The following is a 15,483-nucleotide window of genomic DNA, read 5'->3' on the forward strand; positions in this document are numbered from 1 at the left end:
TCTCCCTCCCTTTGAATTCATGGCTTACATAAACTCCTCTACTTTTGCGACATTAATCCTCGCCTCCTTTAATGATTTAGAGATGGCTGCTGCAAATTCCAGCGCCGTAACTCCGTCACCGTGTATGCAGATGGTCTCTGCTTTAATGCCGATGTCCTGGTTTTGTACGGTATGGACCTTATTTTCCTGGACCATCCGGATAACTTGGCTGATTGCGGTATCTGGGTCAGTAATGAGAGCGTTTGGCTGAGTGCGCGGCGTCAAGGTGCCGTCTTGCTGGTATGTGCGGTCAGAAAACACTTCGTTAGCGGTGCGCAGGCCAATTTTTTCGCCTGCTTTCATCAATTCACTGCCGGACAAGCCAAATAAAATCAGCTCGGGATTTATTTTATAGACCGCTTCGGCAATCGCTTCTGATAAGGCAGCGTCTTTAGCGGCCATATTGTATAAGGCGCCATGCGCTTTCACATGCTGCAATCGTCCGCCTTCCGCCTGCACAAAGCCGGACAGGGCTCCGATTTGATACACCGTCAGGTCATAAGCTTCCTGGGGAGAAATGGCGATATTCCGGCGGCCGAAACCGACCAGATCCTGGAGTCCCGGATGGGCGCCGATCCCGACGTTTCTCTCAAGCGCCATTGCTACCGTTTTTCGCATTGTTGCCGGGTCTCCGGCGTGAAAGCCGCAGGCGATATTGGCAGACGTCACAAAATTCAAAATCTCTGCGTCATTTCCAAGCTTATAAGCCCCGAAACTTTCGCCCATATCACAATTCAAGTCCACTTTAAACGTCATTTCCATTCCTCCCTTTTTAAATAAATGCCAATTTTTAATTGGCGGATTTGATATTCTTGTTCGATATAACGCTTTTGTGCTTCTTCAACAGAAATTTCCTTGAAGCGAATCCGGTCCCCGGGCTTCAGCTGGCTGATGAGCGGCAAATCGACGGAAGCCACTTGCCCAATTTTCGGATAACCGCCGGTAGTCTGGCGGTCTGCCAAAAGAACAATCGGATTGCCATCCGCCGGCACTTGAATCGAACCGAACGATACCGCCTCTGAAATCAATTCTTTCGGTTCTTCCAATGACAACTTAATTCCTTCTAAGCGATAGCCCATTCGGTCAGAATGGGAAGAAATTGAAAAAGCTTCGCTGAAAATTTTCTCTTTACTGTCATTGTTAAACAGCTCATACTGGCGGCCCTTCATCATTCGGACGATCGGCTCGTTAAAATAACGAGGAGCGGCAATCTTCCATTCCAGTTCATTGTCAGTGGCATGGAGCAAGGAAGCAGCATGACCTGGTGAAACAGGGTGCGTCGGGATAAGGTCGCCTGCTTTTAATGCCCGTCCATGGAAGCCGCCTATTCCAGCTCGCAGGTAAGTGGATTTGCTGTTCATAACGTCTGGAACGTCAATGCCGCCTGCTGCCGCCAAATAGACCCGGCATCCGGTGCGGGGAGCTCCGAACTTCAAGACACTTCCTTCTTTGACGGCGACCGTACGCCACATTTTAATGGCGGTGCCATCGATTTCCGGTGACAAGTCTCCTCCACAAAGTGCGATGAACGTATCTTCCTCAAATTGGATGGCAGGGCCCACCATCGCAATTTCTAATGTTGCAGCGTTTTCTTCGTTGCCCACCAGCAAATTGGCTGTCCGGTGTGCGAAAGGGTCCATAGCGCCGCTGACGATGACGCCGTATTTCTGGAAACCGAAGCGGCCGAGATCCTGCACGGTCGTTTGAAGTCCGCTTTTAATGATCTTCAGCATGCTGCTCCTCCTTCAGTGAATGATATTCACTCTCTGATATTTGTCTGAAGATAATTTTGTCTCCAGCCCGCAGCAAGCTCGGAATTTCCTGCTCAGGGCGAAACAGCCGAATAGGCGTGCGGCCAATCAGCTGCCAGCCGCCTGGAGTTTCGATTGGGTAAACGCCTGTCTGCATGCCGGCAATGCCTACTGTACGCTCAGGAATTCGTAGCCGCGGTGAATCACGGCGGGGAGCTGCAATTTTTTCAGACATTCCGCCGATGAATGGGAATCCTGGAGCAAAGCCGATCATGTAGACCGTATAAGTTCCGCTGGTATGGATTTCAATTACTTCTTCAGGACTCAGCCCATTATGCTGTGCCACAAAGTCCAGGTCCGGTCCGAAATCGCCTCCGTAACAAACTGGAATCTCCACGGTACGAAACTCGCCAGCGACAGCTTCGGATATATGCTGGACACGTTCTTCGAGTTCCTGCTGCACCGTTTCATATAGGGTGGCCAGTGGATGATAAAAAACCGTGACAGTGGTAAAAGCCGGTATGATTTCTACCATCCAAGGAAGCGGATCGGCTTCCAGCAGCGCTGCAATGGCACGTACACGCTCCTGTACTTTTTCATTGATTTCCTGCCCGACTTCAATAACAATCGCTTGGTCGCCAAGCGGTGAAAAAGAAAAGTTCATGGCGGCACCTCTTCTTCTGATTATTCTGACTACTAAATTAAGTATAAGGCTTTAGTTCAAAAGGTGAAAGTTTTCCTTGCAAACATCTGGCAATTAATAATAAAAGCAATCTGCCTCAATCTTTTCTAATGAAAGGAATTTAGACAAGAAAAGGAATTTTAAAGGGATAGGACGAATACTTAGTAAAATATAGGAACGCAAAAGGGGATGAAGCAAAATGAAAACCAAGTTAGTTTTGCTGATATCATTGTTTTTACTGAGTGCAGGAATCATCAGTTTGTTATCTGGGAATGATTCAGAAAAAGTGGAAGCGGCTGTAGGAAGCCAGTTGCATGTCGCTCAATGGGAATACATTGAAATTTTTGACGACCGGCAAAAAGCTGTAGCTTTTGTCAGCACGAACGAAGGAACTGAACAAGAGGTGTTTCTTGAGAAAAACTGGTTTGAGTGGAATGTCAAGAAAGCATTCACTCACGAAGCCATAGAATCGGGAAAGCCGATTCATCTGACGTTTTCCAGTTCGACTTACAGTGAAGAGGATCCGGTGATTTTAATCATCCGGACGTTTGATGAAGAGATAAAAAGTGTGGACATTCAAACAGCAGACGGCCAAACGACAACCATTGAAATATCCGTTGCAGAGTCTGGCCCTGCAAAAGGGTTCGGTATTCTGGAAGCCACTGATGACACTATTTATGATGCAGAGTTTATTTCAAAGAATTCAGATGGGGAACTTTTGTATGCGATGAAAGCGAATTAGCGATGACGGAGAGTGTTTTATGGAGGGCGGCTTAAAAGCTGGCCACTCATTTTTCGTTTTCTTTACTGGTTTTTATTTAATCATGCAAAATCGACGGAAAGCCGATCAAGTGGGCTAAGCGCAAATAAATCATTTTAAATGCAGATCCTCATTAAAGACATAAAAAGAAGCTGCCCGCACACGCGGACAGCTTCTTTTTCTTATTCTTCAATATCAACTTTCTGGGTTACATCGGCGCCAGCAAAGAATTCACCGGAAATTTCGGCAATGGTGCCGTCTTCCAGCATTTCTCCAATCACCCGGTTCACGTTTTCAGCAAGTTCGGTATTGTCTTTGTTCATCACAACCCCTACTTCAGAAGGGCTGTACTTCAAATTCGGGTGGATTGTAATGTTCAGTTCAGGGAAAGCTTCAAGAGCCAGTGTTTGCAGGTAATAATCATTTAGGATAACATCTGTGCGCCCAATGGACACGTCACGCAGGTAGACTTCATTTGTGGCATTGTCATAAACCACTTCTTCCGCTCCGTATTCACGCGCAGTTTCCATGTAAACAGAAGTGGAAGCACCTGCTGCTTTTTTGCCTTTCAAGTCTTCTAATGTCTCGATTCCGGATAAATCGTCTTTCCGGACAATGGCTGTGCCGTAGGAATACTTGAACGGTGTAGAAAATGTGAATTTATCTTTCCGATCTTCCGTTACTTCGATATCGTTTGCTGCCAAATCCACTTGACCTGTTTGGACGGACGTCAGCATCTCATCAAAGCCCAGCTCTTTAAATTCAACTTCAAGCTCCAGGCGCTCAGCAAGTTCACGTACGACTTCAACTTCGAAGCCAGTCAATTCGTCGGTGCCTTCCGCGCGGTACGAAGTCGGGAACAGCGTACCGGAAGTGGCGACGGTCAAGACACCTTCTTCCTGGATTCTATCCCATTCCGACGGCTCTTCTTCAGCTGCGTTTTCAACACTGTTTCCACAGCCAGCAAGTAAGGTCAATGCCAATATTCCAGCGAACAAAGAGCCGCTTTTTTTGCTGAATAAATTTCTCACTTATTATTCCTCCCATAATGTATTTCACTAAGAACATAGCATTATCCTAGTCACGGAGCAAAGGTTTAATTCTGAAAAATTCAAAATAGATAATTTTGAAAACTGTATTGACCAGTACGGTCTAAGGGAGTATTCTGTAGTCGACCGATGTGGTCTAAAATAGTGGAGAGGCTGGAGAAGATGGAAAAATTCACAAATCTCGAAGAAAAGAAAAAGCTGACAATATTAAATGCTGCGCTTCAGGAATTTGCGGAAAATGGCTATCAGCAAGCTTCCACAAATCGTATTGTCAAAAAAGCGGGAATCGGCAAAGGGATGCTGTTCTATTATTTTAAAAGCAAACGGGAACTGTATGAATATTTGATTGAGTACAGCATGGATATCATTATGGATGAGTATTTTATGCAGGTGGACACAAGCGAAACTGATTTGATTGAGCGCCTTAAACAGGCAGCACAAGTCAAAATGAAAGCTCAGTTGGAAAATAAGCAGGTCTTTGATTTCTTAGGGACTTTTGTGCTTGCGAAAGACGCGGAACTGCCAGAGCGTTTGCAGAAAAAATACGCGGAGCTGCACGCTTTAGGTGCTGCTTTGATGTATGAAGGCATCGATCAGTCATTAATCAGAAAGGATTTAGATGCGGACAAGGCATTCAAATTAATCCGCTGGTCCATTGAAGGATATCAAAATGAATTATTGCAGCGGCTGGAAGGCCAAAAAATAGCTTCTATTGATTTTGAACCGTATTGGGAAGAGTTCTATGGCTACCTCGAGATTCTAAAGAAAAGCTTTTATATAGAAAAGGAGGATTTGGCATGAGCATTTTGAAAACCACAGCTTTGACCAAAAAGTTCGGAGATTTTACAGCGTTGGACGGTGTGGACATTGAAGTCGCCAAAGGAGAAGTATACGGATTTATCGGACCGAACGGCGCAGGCAAGTCGACAACCATCCGTGTACTTTTGGGCCTCTTAAAAGTGACTTCGGGAACAGCTGAAATTTTCGGTCAAGACGTCTGGGAAGATGCAGTGGATATTCATAAGCGCGTGGCTTATGTTCCAGGAGATGTAAATTTATGGCCCAATTTAACGGGGGGAGAAGTCATTGATTTGTTTTTAAAATTGCGCGGAAGCAATGGAAAAACCCGGCGGGAAGAATTGATACGGAAATTTGATTTGGACCCGACCAAAAAATGCCGGACGTATTCAAAAGGGAACCGGCAGAAAGTGGCATTGGTTGCCGCCTTGTCGACAGATGCGGATCTTTATATTCTCGATGAACCCACTTCAGGGCTCGATCCATTGATGGAACGTGTTTTTCAAGAATGGGTGAGAGAAGCGAAAGCACAAGGAAAAAGCATTTTGCTGTCAAGCCATATCTTGTCTGAAGTTGAAAAGCTTTGTGATAAAGTCGCCATCATCCGCCAAGGGAAAATTATTGAAACAGGCACTTTGCAGGAATTGCGCCATCTGACAGGAACTGTTTTAACGGTGGAGACAAAACGGCCGATGCCTTCGCTGCACGAATTAAAAGGCATACAGGGAATACAGGAGAAACAAGGGACTCTGTCTTTTCAAGTGGATGCGGAAGAACTGGATCAGGTAATCCGCTATATCAGCGGATTCGGCGTTGTAAAGCTGGAAAGTTCTCCGCCGACTCTTGAAGAATTGTTCATGCGCCATTATGAAGGAGGAAGTTCAGCAGATAAACAGGAGGCGGCCTACCATGGACAAAAGCTTGTTTGACGAAACAGGCACATTAATGCGTTTTATCTGGCGCCGGGACCGCATCCGCATTCCTGTCTGGCTGCTTTCTTTTGTTATAGCAACGATGTTGACAGCCATTGCATTTAAGGATTTATATCAGAATGCAGCAGAACGCCAGGCTATAGCCGAAACAATGAAAAATCCGGCAATGACTGCAATGGTTGGTCCTGGATATGGTTTGGACAACTATACTGTCGGCGCCATGATGGCCCATCAGATGCTCTTGATGACAGCTGTGGTGGTCGGGCTGATGAGTATTTTGCTAGTGGCCCGCCATACGCGCAGCGATGAGGAAGACGGCCGGCTCGAGTTGATCCGTTCGCTGCCGGTAGGGCGATTATCGAATCTCCAATCTGTGCTGCTTGTCATGTTCGGAGTCAATGTGCTGCTCGCAGCGGCTACAGGAAGTGGTCTTTATGTTTTAGGGATTGCCAGCATGGATTTGGAAGGTTCTTTACTTTACGGATCCGCCTTGGGAGCAACCGGTTTGATTTTTTCAGCTATCACAGCCGTTTTTGCCCAGCTTTCACAAAATTCGAGAAGCACAATCAGCTTGTCTATCGCTGTGCTCTTGTTTGCTTATGCAGTTCGTGCCATTGGAGATATTGGGAATGAAGCCTTGTCCTGGACTTCTCCGCTCGGCTGGATTTTGCGGTCTGAGGTATATGTCCAAAATATATGGTGGCCGATTTGGCTTACTGTGGCTGCCGCTTTTTTGCTGTCGCTTCTGGCACTTTATTTGAATTCTATCCGTGATTTGGGTTCAGGGTTTTTGCCAGCAAGAACCGGCAAATCCCATGCCTCGCCGATTTTGCAGAGTCCTTTGGGATTGGCCATTCGCCTACAACGCACAGGTCTTATTGCATGAACTATTGGGCTTTTCTTGATAGGTGCTTCCTACGGTTCAGTGCTCGGCGATTTAGAGTCCTTTTTTGCCGATGTTGAAATCATGCAGGAATTTTTAGCAGCAACTCCAGGGAGCTCATTGACCGAACAATTTATTCCGATGTTGATGTCGGTTATGGCGATTATTGGCACCATCCCGGTATTACTGGCTGTTTTAAGGCTGAAAGGAGAGGAAAAGAATGGCCGATTAGAACATTTCTTAAGCCGTGCAGTTTCCAGAAGCCATTTAATGGGTAGTTATGTATTGATTTCTCTTATAACCAGTTTTATCATGTTGTCGCTTGCGGGACTTGGGCTTGGTTCAGTGGGCAATGCGATGATGGTGGAAGGGCTTCCGCTTAGGATGTTCTACGAAGCGGCAATAGTTTATCTGCCGGCTGCCTGGATCATGGCAGGCTTGGCTGCTGTGTTTATCGGATGGATGCCAAAGTTATCCAGTCTGGTGTGGCTCTATTTGGTTTTCTCATTTGTCGTTGTTTATTTGGGGGCTTTGTTTCAGTTTCCGGATTGGGTAGAAAAAGCAACGCCATTTGGCCATATTCCGCAGCTTCCGGTTGAAGAGCAGAATTTTGCGGTACTGGCACTTTTGACAGCCGTAGCGGTATTTTTGTTGATTGCCGGCTTTATCGGCTTTAACCGGAGGGACATTAGCAATTGAAAAAGGAGTGTATGTATAGTGGAAAAAGTAATCCCGAAAATCACCACATTTTTGATGTTTTCAGGACAGGCAGAAGAAGCGATGGAATTTTATACATCGCTGTTTGAAGACTCGCGTATCGAAAATATTGTCCATAATGAAGATGGTACTGTCATGCAGGCTGCTTTTACGTTGAATGGTCAGATGTTGATGTGCATCGATAGCCCCGTCAATCACGAATTTACTTTTACACCGGCGATTTCTTTGTATGTCACGTGCGACAGCGCAGAAGAGATTGACCGTGTTTTCGCCCAGCTTTCGGAAGGCGGAGGGGTTTTGATGCCATTAGATGAATATCCTTTCAGCAAAAAGTTCGGCTGGCTGGTGGACCGGTTCGGCGTATCCTGGCAACTGAATTACTGAAATTGATAAAACCTGTATGGAAATGGCTTTGTTCATTTTCATGCAGGTTTTTGTTTTAGGCTGTGATAAACATACGCGACCCGTCTTCTGGGCAGACTAAAAGGCTGTTCTTCGTTAAAAGAACAGCCAGACAATAACCGGACCGAGGAATGACCCGACGACAGCACTTAAGGTCATAGCGACAGAACTCATAGAAGCTTCTTCCGGACCATATTCGAAAGCTTTCGCTGTACCAAGACCGTGGGCAGAAGATCCCAAGCCAATGCCGACCCCGATGGAAGAATCGACACGCAAAATTTTCAATAGCCAAGGACCCGCAATAATACCGGTAAACCCTGCAGTCATGACATATACCGCCGCTAATGAAGGGATGCCTCCGAGCGCTTCCGCCATTTGCATGGCGACCGGCGTCGTAATCGACTTCGGCAGCATCGTCAGAACCATTTCGTTGGAAAACTGGAACAGCTTCGTCAGCAAAGCGCCACTGGTTAACCCGACAATCGCTCCTGCAGAGACGCCGATAGTGATTGGCAATAGATTTTGCCGCAATAAATCACGCTGCTTGTAGAGGGGAACAGCCAAAGCCACTACAGCAGGACCGAGCAACTCTCCGATCCACTTTCCTCCGAGCATATAATTGTCATAAGAAACATCGAATACCAGTAAAATAATGACCAAGACGACAGTAGTGGTTAGCACAGGATTTAAAAGCGTCCAGCGGTATTTATTATATTGGCTGTTCAAAAAGAGATAGGCCACAATTGTAAGCCCTGCAAACAGCAGAGACAGAAGAAAGATTACCACATTTAATGCTCCTCTCTTTTGCCGGATAAACGGCTGGACCACTGGCTCAACAAAGAAGAAACCGCCATAGTCAGAAACGTGCTAAACACTGCAATGACGATCAGCCAGACGCCTTTTCCAGTAAAAACATCTGCATAATCGATGACGCCGACAGTTGCCGGGATAAAGTAGAGCGATAGGAAAGCTAAAAGGAAATGCGCACCCGAATCAATCCATTTCAGCGGAAAAATTTTTAGCAAAAGGACCGCAAACAGCAGTAAAAATCCAATGATGCTGCCGGGAAGCGGCAAGTTGAAAAATTCGCGCAACCATTCACCGAACAGATAAAAGCCATACAAAACAACAAGTTGAGCAAAAACCAGCAGAAATTTCATATGTAATCGCGCCTTTCTTCAAATAGAAAAGTGAAACGGTAATCTTTGACATAATAAGCTATTTTACAGCATTTTTATTGAAAAGCGAGCAACGCGCATATAGAGGGACAAACAGTTAAAAATTAAATTCTTCTTTTTAAATTTACAGAAGCGGGTAAAGGGAGAACATCCGATCAATACCGCTAGGAAGGGAGGATGTTATGGCCAGTGGCTTACTTGGTTTTATCATCTTAGGTTTTTCGCTATCTGTTCCCGTAGGAGCTATTACAATCGAAATGGTGAAAAGAGGGATTCAAGGGGGATTCATGCATGCCTGGATGGTTGGCGTTGGCGGCATGTCTGCAGATGTTGTGTTGATGCTGCTCATTTACTTTGGGGTTTCCGGTTTTTTAACCAGCATGGCTGCACAAACTGTCCTTTGGCTCTTCGGCTTTGTCGTGCTGGTTTACTTAGGAACCGAAAGCATTAAAGATGCATTTCGGATCACCGGAATAGATGTTATGAACCCAGTAAAAACAGAACCGCTGACTGGAGCTTATCTGTCGGGATTTGTGATTGCGATTTCCAATCCGTTGAATATCATTTTCTGGATCGGCATCTATGGTTCGGTTTTAACCAGCACACTGCAGAATGCAAGCAGTGGAGAAGTACTGTTGTACAGCATCGCCATTTTTATTGGCATCGCAATTTGGGATTTGGTGATTGCCATTTCTGTGCATATCGGCAAAAGTTTTACAGGACACCGTTTTATGAAAAGTTTTTCGGTTATAGCAGGATTGGCTTTAATTGGATTTGGTTTATCATTTGGCTGGCAAGCTATGAAAAACCTGATGCTTTTAATGAATTGAAACTTTTGACAGCCAATGACGTAAATACACCAACACAGAAAGGGGAAGTGGACAATGGGCAATTACACGATTGAAGAGTTTATTCGCCAAACCAAACAGGACGAGAGAGAGAATGATTATTTTGAGTTGGAAACACCGCGTATTCTGGAAGTGAATTTAACGGATATGGTATGGGCAAAAGTCGGCTCGATGATTTCGTATACGGGCCAGATTAAATTTGAGCGGGAACGCATGCTTGAGCATGGCGTCGGAGTGATGTTCAAGAAGGCACTGACTGGCGAAGGCACTTCGTTGATGAAAGCTACGGGGCAAGGACGTTTGTATTTGGCAGACCAAGGCAAGAAAATCACCATTTTCGAATTGAATGGCGAATCCATCACAGTTAACGGCAATGATCTTCTCGCTTTTGAGCCAGGCATCCAATGGGAAATTAAAATGATGAGAAAAGTAGCGGGGATGATGGCTGGCGGATTATTCAACGTTACTTTGAAAGGAAAAGGGAGAGTGGCCATCACCTCCCATTATGAACCACTGACGCTGCTTGTGAAACCGGGTGAATCGGTGATTACAGACCCAGGGGCAACTGTTGCCTGGTCAGGCGATTTAACACCTGAATTCCGGACAGATATCAGCATCAGAACATTCCTTGGCCGGGGCAGCGGGGAATCAGTCCAGATGGAATTTAAAGGAGAGGGCTTTGTAATCGTCCAGCCCTTTGAAGAAGTATATACAGCTGGAAACGGTTTGTCTTAAGTCGTTTGAATGCCGGGCAATCGGGAATAAAGAGACCAATCAACTGTATCATTTCAAAGAAAGGAGCTGCCGTTATGGCAGAACATATAAAGTTGGCAGAAGCATTGGAATGGCAGTTCCGGAACGAAGTCGATAAACAAGTCAGGAAAACCCATGAATCCGGCCAGACGCTCTATCATTACACCAGTCTTCAGAGTCTGATGGGGATGGTCGAGACGAATAATCTATGGATGAGCAAAGGTAATTTCTTGAATGATTCCAGTGAATTGGTTTACTTTTCGAATGTCTTAAAAAGCGTTATCAGCAAAATGAAAATCCAAAACGAGACAGAACTGTGGCGGCTATTCATCCGGGAATTGAAACTTTCAATGAACCGGTTTTTGAAAAAAATTGAAGAAAGCGGTTTTGAAGTTTACATCTTTTCAATGTCACATTCCCAAGATTCGCTTGCTCTTTGGTATAACTATGCAAAAGGGGAAGGCTATAATCTTGGCTTCTATGTGGAAGATCTTTTGAAAAAAACGAGCGTCTTTCCCGATGAATCAAACGTCGTCCACGGCCTTGTAGTATATGACCGCCAGGAACAAGAGCTGGTTCTTATGAACTTCTTGATAGAAACCTTCAAACTGGTTACGCAATACGAAGTGGAAGAAGTAAAAAAAGCGTTGCCGGCTCATTTTTTTTCAGTTATTGCCACATGTGCGATCTTTTTTAAAGACCCTGCTTTTCAAAGCGAAGAGGAATATCGGATTGCCTATATGAATACCAGTGGTGAAACACAGCCGGAAGCACGGTTTCGAGCGCAAAATGGAGTAATTATTCCATATATTGCAGTGGATTTTGAAGAACGGCTGCCGATCAGCCATATCACCATCGGACCGAAGAACAATATTGATATTGCCAAAAGAGGCATGGAGCATTATCTAAACAGCAAAGGTTATAATATGCAAGAAATCTCGATCAGTAAATCGGTCGCTGCCCTTAGATATTAATTCAAAAGGATGAGAAGTGATTGGATGTATCCGGATTTAACAGGGAAAACAGCCATTGTTACGGGTGCTTCAAAAGGAATCGGCAAAGGAATCGCTGAACGTTTTGGGAAAGAGAAAATGAACGTCGTGGTGGATTACCATACAGATAAAAGAGGGGCTGAAGAGACGGTTGCGGCGATTACAGCAAATGGCGGAAATGCTGTATTCGTAGAAGCCGACGTTGCGAATGAAGAAGGCGTTCAGAAGCTAATTAATGCTGCACTCGATCAATACGGCTCGATTGATGTATTAGTGAATAATGCTGGGTTCAGTAAAAGCGAATCGTCAGAAGAATTGAGTTTGGAAAACTGGCAGCGCGTGTTGGACGTTAATTTAACCGGAGCGTTTATTGCCAGCCGTGAAGCGATCAAACAAATGCTGGCTAAGGGCAGACCCGGCTGCATCCTTAACATCACCAGTGTTCATCAGGTTATTCCGAAAGTGGACAATGCGCATTACGCCGTGACCAAAGCGGGCCTTAAGATGCTGACGGAAACGCTGGCACTTGAATATGCGGAACAAGGCATCCGCATCAATGCGATAGCTCCTGGCACAATCAATACGCCCGCTAACCCGGCTGAAGATGCAGATCCGGAAGAAAAGCAAAAGACGCTTGAAAAAATACCGATGAAAAAGATAGGCCAGCCTGAACAAATTGCAGCCGCGGCTGCCTGGATTGTATCTTCGGAAGCAGATTATGTGACTGGCACGACTTTGTTTGTAGATGGCGGTATGACTTTATACCCTTCGCAATTGAAATGAAAAAAAGGCGTAGCCAAATTGGCTACGCCTTTTTTTAAGGTGATTTTCTTTTTAAACCCTTATGCACTCTCATTTTTTAGGAGAAGTTATTCTGAAAAAATTACTTATATTTCCTTAATTCACACAATAGACAGATTTTTTGAAAATTATATTTAATATTTATTGCATTTTCGTTTAAATCCTGTATTATTACCTTAAGCGATATATTGCATACCTGAATTAGGGACACGAAGTATTATAGCAAGATTATTTTTGATGAAACAGGATATACAACTGCCAGAGTTTCATACACCTAGGAGGAAAACAAAATGGACACTAAATTGTCGTTCAGCGCATATGCCGTAGTTGGCATGATGTTATTTGCATTATTTTTTGGAGCAGGAAACCTGATTTTCCCAGCTCAGCTGGGCCAGTACGCCGGTTCGGAAGTATGGATCGCCGTCGCAGGATTTTTAACCACTGGCGTTGGTTTGCCGCTGCTTGGTATTTTAGCGATCGGCTATTCGAAAAGCAGTGACCTTCAAGATCTTTCCAGCCGTGTTCATCCGATTTTTGGATTGATTTTCACTTCATTGCTGTATTTGACAATCGGGCCATTCTTCGCATTGCCAAGAACTGGCGCAGTTTCTTATGAAGTCGGGATTGCACCTTTCATTGGCCAAGAATACATGACAATCGGTCTTCTTATTTTTTCAGCTGTATTTTTCGGACTTTCGCTTTGGCTTTCCTTGAACCCGTCAAAAATGGTTGATAGCATCGGAAAATTTTTATCACCAGCTATTTTAGTGACATTAGGGGCATTATTGATTGTTGCTATTTTCAATCCGATGGGCTCACCGGAAGCACCACAAGAAGCATATGCAGGAAATGCCTTTTTGAAAGGCTTCACAGAAGGCTACAACACCATGGATGCTTTGGCGTCATTAGTGTTCGGAATCATTGTCATTGCGACAGTCCGTAAGCTTGGAGTCACTTCATCCAAAGGAATTTTAGCGGCTACATTGAAAAGCGGTATCGTAGCAGCTGCATTATTGGCAGTAGTTTATACGGGAATTGCTTACTTGGGAGCGACAAGCACAAGTACGCTTGGCCTATTAGATACAGGTGGTCCAGTACTTAGCGGAGCATCCTCTCATTACTTCGGCACGTTCGGCACATTGCTGCTGGCAGTTATCATCACGCTGGCATGTTTAACAACTGCTATCGGGTTGATTGTAGCCAATGCGGAGTTCTTCCATAAGCTGACGCCTAAAATCAGCTACAAAACATATGTCGTTATTTTCTCAGTATTCTCGTTTGTCGTAGCAAATGCAGGGCTGGCAAATATCATTACTTATTCAATTCCGGTATTGATGTTCCTATACCCACTTGCAATTGTTTTGATCATATTAGCTTTCACATCACCACTATTCAAACATGATCGCCTTGTTTATGTTTCGGCTATCACTGTGACGTTCTTTATCGCTGTTATCGACGGCTTAAAAACATTGACTGGCTCACTAGGTGTAGCAAATCCAAGCTGGTTGCAGGCGATTGTTGACTTTTATGCCGCATCGTTGCCTTTATACGCAGACGGTCTTGGCTGGTTGTTGCCGGCAGTGATTGTAATTGCAGTTACAGGGTTGATTGCCCGCAATAGAAAAGGTGTCAATGTTCAAGCGGCTCAAAACGAAGGCTGAAAACATTAGTACTGGTTGGTCCAAAAAATTGGGCTGGCTTCTATTATAAAAAGCTGTCTCAAAAGCAAATTTGCTTTTGAGACAGCTTTTTTCAATTGGCTATAGGTGAAGGCATTGCTACAGGGACAATTCTTCAACAGTCCGAATCCAATTGGATTTCATGAGTTTTGAGACTTTTTCACTATCTTTTTCTTTAAGAGCATTAATAATATGAATATGTTCTTCAACCGAATGGCGAGTCAGAATAAGCGAGTTATGGAAAAATTGTCTTCTTACATGAGCTTGAAGGCGATCCAAAAGCGTATAAACATAAGGGTTTTGAGCCGCTGTTACGATATGCCGATGGAATTCCTCATCAATTTTCAAAGAAGAATAATGATCTTTCGCTTCAACAGCTTCGGCAAACCGCCGATTTGTATCTTCAAGCAATTCAATTGTCTCTTCTTTTAAATTTGGAATCGCAAGTTCAGCGGCTAAAGCTTGGAGTGCAGCGAGCGGAGGCAAGAGGGTTTTAAGATCTTCTTTTTCCACTTTCGTTACACGTGTTGCCTTACCGGGAAACATCTCCACAAAGCCTTGTACTTCTAGAAGCTGCAAAGCTTCTCTGACAGGGGTTCTGCTGAGGTTAAGGGCTTGGGCGAGTTCGGTGTCGACTAATTTTTCATCAGGCTGCAACGTACCATCAATAATCCATTGTTGTAATTGTTCATAGGCACTTTCTTTGGCGGTAACACGAACCGGTTTCGCATGGTTTACTGGAATCGGCATTGCAGATTCACCCTTTCTATGGTGTCCAAGATAGCATAATTATACACCATTTTGTGGAAAAATGAAATATTCTCAATACAATATATCGCAAACACGGTGCTTTGTTTTATTTTCTTATGGAAGCGAATGACAGGGAAAGAGAGTTCAGAAGAAGGAGGCAAGACGATGTTGGTTTTTGTACCAAGTAAAGATGCAAAAACCATTTTTTCAGAGTTTGACGGAAAGCGGCAAAGAAGATTTAGTTAACTTTGATCAAGAAGTCGAAGGAAAGTTTGGAGATAAAAGGAGTTTTGATGTATATATGATTGTCCACGACTTGGACGGCGGCACAGTTAAAGCAGTGCTTGAAGAACTGAAAATTGATGCGAAGCGCTTTTCTATGCCATTGAAACTTTCCAATGGCCACAGGTATAAATGAAGACGTCTTTGTATTACACTTAGAACAAGACAATCGGGCAATTGCAGATAG

19 protein-coding genes are annotated in these 15,483 nt (G+C 44.5%); 12 read left to right on the plus strand and 7 right to left on the minus strand.

Annotated features, from left to right (window positions below; translation table 11 throughout):
- Positions 1–24 precede the first annotated feature (24 nt).
- From QWY16_RS01060 to pxpB, 3 genes are read right to left on the minus strand one after another with little or no spacing between them, the layout of a single operon-like run.
- The gene (locus tag QWY16_RS01060; protein ID WP_300991008.1) at positions 25–795 is read right to left on the minus strand and encodes a LamB/YcsF family protein; all 771 of its coding nucleotides are present in this window, start codon (positions 793–795) and stop codon (positions 25–27) included.
- Complete coding sequence (locus QWY16_RS01065; protein WP_300991009.1) at positions 792–1,772, minus strand: 5-oxoprolinase subunit C family protein; 981 nt, start codon at positions 1,770–1,772, stop codon at positions 792–794. The genes QWY16_RS01060 and QWY16_RS01065 overlap by 4 nt, the downstream gene beginning before the upstream one ends.
- On the minus strand, positions 1,756–2,454 hold the full coding sequence (pxpB, locus tag QWY16_RS01070; RefSeq protein ID WP_300991010.1) for a 5-oxoprolinase subunit PxpB: 699 nt from the start codon (positions 2,452–2,454) through the stop codon (positions 1,756–1,758). The genes QWY16_RS01065 and pxpB overlap by 17 nt, the downstream gene beginning before the upstream one ends.
- A 217-nt stretch (positions 2,455–2,671) precedes the next feature.
- Between pxpB and QWY16_RS01075 the strand changes: the two genes are divergently transcribed.
- Positions 2,672–3,214 (plus strand): hypothetical protein, encoded by a 543-nt coding sequence (locus QWY16_RS01075; protein ID WP_300991011.1) that lies wholly within the window; start codon positions 2,672–2,674, stop codon positions 3,212–3,214.
- Positions 3,215–3,414: 200 nt separating this feature from the next.
- Here the strand turns inward: QWY16_RS01075 and QWY16_RS01080 are convergent, their stop codons facing one another.
- Positions 3,415–4,263 (minus strand): transporter substrate-binding domain-containing protein, encoded by an 849-nt coding sequence (locus QWY16_RS01080; protein ID WP_300991012.1) that lies wholly within the window; start codon positions 4,261–4,263, stop codon positions 3,415–3,417.
- 180 nt (positions 4,264–4,443) lie between these two features.
- Here QWY16_RS01080 and QWY16_RS01085 point away from each other — a divergent pair, with 180 nt between their 5' ends.
- From QWY16_RS01085 to QWY16_RS01100, 5 genes are read left to right on the plus strand one after another with little or no spacing between them, the layout of a single operon-like run.
- Positions 4,444–5,082: a TetR/AcrR family transcriptional regulator gene (locus QWY16_RS01085; protein ID WP_300991013.1), complete on the plus strand. Its 639-nt coding sequence runs from the start codon at positions 4,444–4,446 to the stop codon at positions 5,080–5,082.
- Positions 5,079–6,008, plus strand: a complete 930-nt coding sequence (locus QWY16_RS01090; RefSeq protein WP_300991014.1) for an ABC transporter ATP-binding protein — start codon at positions 5,079–5,081, stop codon at positions 6,006–6,008. The genes QWY16_RS01085 and QWY16_RS01090 overlap by 4 nt, the downstream gene beginning before the upstream one ends.
- A complete protein-coding gene (locus tag QWY16_RS19340) occupies positions 5,989–6,897 on the plus strand; it encodes an ABC transporter permease (protein ID WP_367281329.1) in 909 nt (302 codons plus the stop codon). Before QWY16_RS01090 ends, QWY16_RS19340 begins: the two co-directional genes overlap by 20 nt.
- 3 nt (positions 6,898–6,900) lie before the next feature.
- Positions 6,901–7,593: an efflux permease Rv1217c-related protein gene (locus tag QWY16_RS19345; RefSeq protein WP_495885103.1), complete on the plus strand. Its 693-nt coding sequence runs from the start codon at positions 6,901–6,903 to the stop codon at positions 7,591–7,593.
- Between the two features lie 18 nt (positions 7,594–7,611).
- Positions 7,612–7,995, plus strand: coding sequence for a VOC family protein (locus tag QWY16_RS01100; RefSeq protein WP_300991015.1), 384 nt, complete (start codon positions 7,612–7,614; stop codon positions 7,993–7,995).
- A 114-nt stretch (positions 7,996–8,109) separates the two neighbouring features.
- Here QWY16_RS01100 and QWY16_RS01105 read toward each other — a convergent pair whose 3' ends face one another.
- Together QWY16_RS01105 and QWY16_RS01110 are read right to left on the minus strand one after the other, a co-directional pair.
- The gene (locus QWY16_RS01105; RefSeq protein ID WP_300991016.1) at positions 8,110–8,799 is read right to left on the minus strand and encodes an LrgB family protein; all 690 of its coding nucleotides are present in this window, start codon (positions 8,797–8,799) and stop codon (positions 8,110–8,112) included.
- Positions 8,800–8,801: 2 nt separating this feature from the next.
- The gene (locus QWY16_RS01110; protein ID WP_300991017.1) at positions 8,802–9,173 is read right to left on the minus strand and encodes a CidA/LrgA family protein; all 372 of its coding nucleotides are present in this window, start codon (positions 9,171–9,173) and stop codon (positions 8,802–8,804) included.
- 200 nt (positions 9,174–9,373) lie between these two features.
- On the opposite strand from QWY16_RS01110, the gene QWY16_RS01115 reads away from it, so the two are divergent.
- The 5 genes from QWY16_RS01115 (at position 9,374) to brnQ (ending at position 14,246) form a co-directional block, all read left to right on the plus strand.
- A complete protein-coding gene (locus QWY16_RS01115; RefSeq protein ID WP_300991018.1) occupies positions 9,374–10,021 on the plus strand; it encodes a LysE family translocator in 648 nt (215 codons plus the stop codon).
- A 54-nt stretch (positions 10,022–10,075) separates the two neighbouring features.
- Positions 10,076–10,774, plus strand: coding sequence for an AIM24 family protein (locus tag QWY16_RS01120; protein WP_300991019.1), 699 nt, complete (start codon positions 10,076–10,078; stop codon positions 10,772–10,774).
- Between the two features lie 74 nt (positions 10,775–10,848).
- The gene (locus tag QWY16_RS01125; RefSeq protein ID WP_300991020.1) at positions 10,849–11,766 is read left to right on the plus strand and encodes a DUF2971 domain-containing protein; all 918 of its coding nucleotides are present in this window, start codon (positions 10,849–10,851) and stop codon (positions 11,764–11,766) included.
- A gap of 24 nt (positions 11,767–11,790) precedes the next feature.
- Positions 11,791–12,567, plus strand: coding sequence for a glucose 1-dehydrogenase (locus QWY16_RS01130; RefSeq protein WP_300991021.1), 777 nt, complete (start codon positions 11,791–11,793; stop codon positions 12,565–12,567).
- Between the two features lie 308 nt (positions 12,568–12,875).
- Entirely contained in the window at positions 12,876–14,246 is a 1,371-nt protein-coding gene (gene brnQ, locus QWY16_RS01135; protein ID WP_300991022.1) for a branched-chain amino acid transport system II carrier protein, read from the plus strand.
- 117 nt (positions 14,247–14,363) lie between these two features.
- On the opposite strand, the gene QWY16_RS01140 is transcribed toward brnQ, so the two are convergent.
- On the minus strand, positions 14,364–15,014 hold the full coding sequence (locus QWY16_RS01140; protein WP_300991023.1) for a GntR family transcriptional regulator: 651 nt from the start codon (positions 15,012–15,014) through the stop codon (positions 14,364–14,366).
- Positions 15,015–15,189: 175 nt separating this feature from the next.
- On the opposite strand from QWY16_RS01140, the gene QWY16_RS01145 reads away from it, so the two are divergent.
- Positions 15,190–15,432, plus strand: a complete 243-nt coding sequence (locus QWY16_RS01145) for a hypothetical protein (protein WP_300991024.1) — start codon at positions 15,190–15,192, stop codon at positions 15,430–15,432.
- Positions 15,433–15,483: the final 51 nt, after the last annotated feature.

This window comes from Planococcus shenhongbingii (genome assembly GCF_030413635.1).
Lineage (GTDB): Bacteria > Bacillota > Bacilli > Bacillales_A > Planococcaceae > Planococcus > Planococcus shenhongbingii.

Bases quoted from the DNA above. Each gene is read 5' to 3' on its own strand.
- QWY16_RS01060 (WP_300991008.1), bottom strand. From the start codon at position 795: ATGACGTTTAAAGTGGACTTGAATTGTGATATGGGCGAAAGTTTCGGG.
- QWY16_RS01065 (WP_300991009.1), bottom strand. From the start codon at position 1,772: ATGCTGAAGATCATTAAAAGCGGACTTCAAACGACCGTGCAGGATCTC.
- pxpB (WP_300991010.1), bottom strand. From the start codon at position 2,454: ATGAACTTTTCTTTTTCACCGCTTGGCGACCAAGCGATTGTTATTGAA.
- QWY16_RS01075 (WP_300991011.1), top strand. From the start codon at position 2,672: ATGAAAACCAAGTTAGTTTTGCTGATATCATTGTTTTTACTGAGTGCA.
- QWY16_RS01085 (WP_300991013.1), top strand. From the start codon at position 4,444: ATGGAAAAATTCACAAATCTCGAAGAAAAGAAAAAGCTGACAATATTA.
- QWY16_RS01090 (WP_300991014.1), top strand. From the start codon at position 5,079: ATGAGCATTTTGAAAACCACAGCTTTGACCAAAAAGTTCGGAGATTTT.
- QWY16_RS19340 (WP_367281329.1), top strand. From the start codon at position 5,989: ATGGACAAAAGCTTGTTTGACGAAACAGGCACATTAATGCGTTTTATC.
- QWY16_RS01110 (WP_300991017.1), bottom strand. From the start codon at position 9,173: ATGAAATTTCTGCTGGTTTTTGCTCAACTTGTTGTTTTGTATGGCTTT.
- QWY16_RS01115 (WP_300991018.1), top strand. From the start codon at position 9,374: ATGGCCAGTGGCTTACTTGGTTTTATCATCTTAGGTTTTTCGCTATCT.
- QWY16_RS01120 (WP_300991019.1), top strand. From the start codon at position 10,076: ATGGGCAATTACACGATTGAAGAGTTTATTCGCCAAACCAAACAGGAC.
- QWY16_RS01125 (WP_300991020.1), top strand. From the start codon at position 10,849: ATGGCAGAACATATAAAGTTGGCAGAAGCATTGGAATGGCAGTTCCGG.
- QWY16_RS01130 (WP_300991021.1), top strand. From the start codon at position 11,791: ATGTATCCGGATTTAACAGGGAAAACAGCCATTGTTACGGGTGCTTCA.
- brnQ (WP_300991022.1), top strand. From the start codon at position 12,876: ATGGACACTAAATTGTCGTTCAGCGCATATGCCGTAGTTGGCATGATG.
- QWY16_RS01140 (WP_300991023.1), bottom strand. From the start codon at position 15,014: ATGCCGATTCCAGTAAACCATGCGAAACCGGTTCGTGTTACCGCCAAA.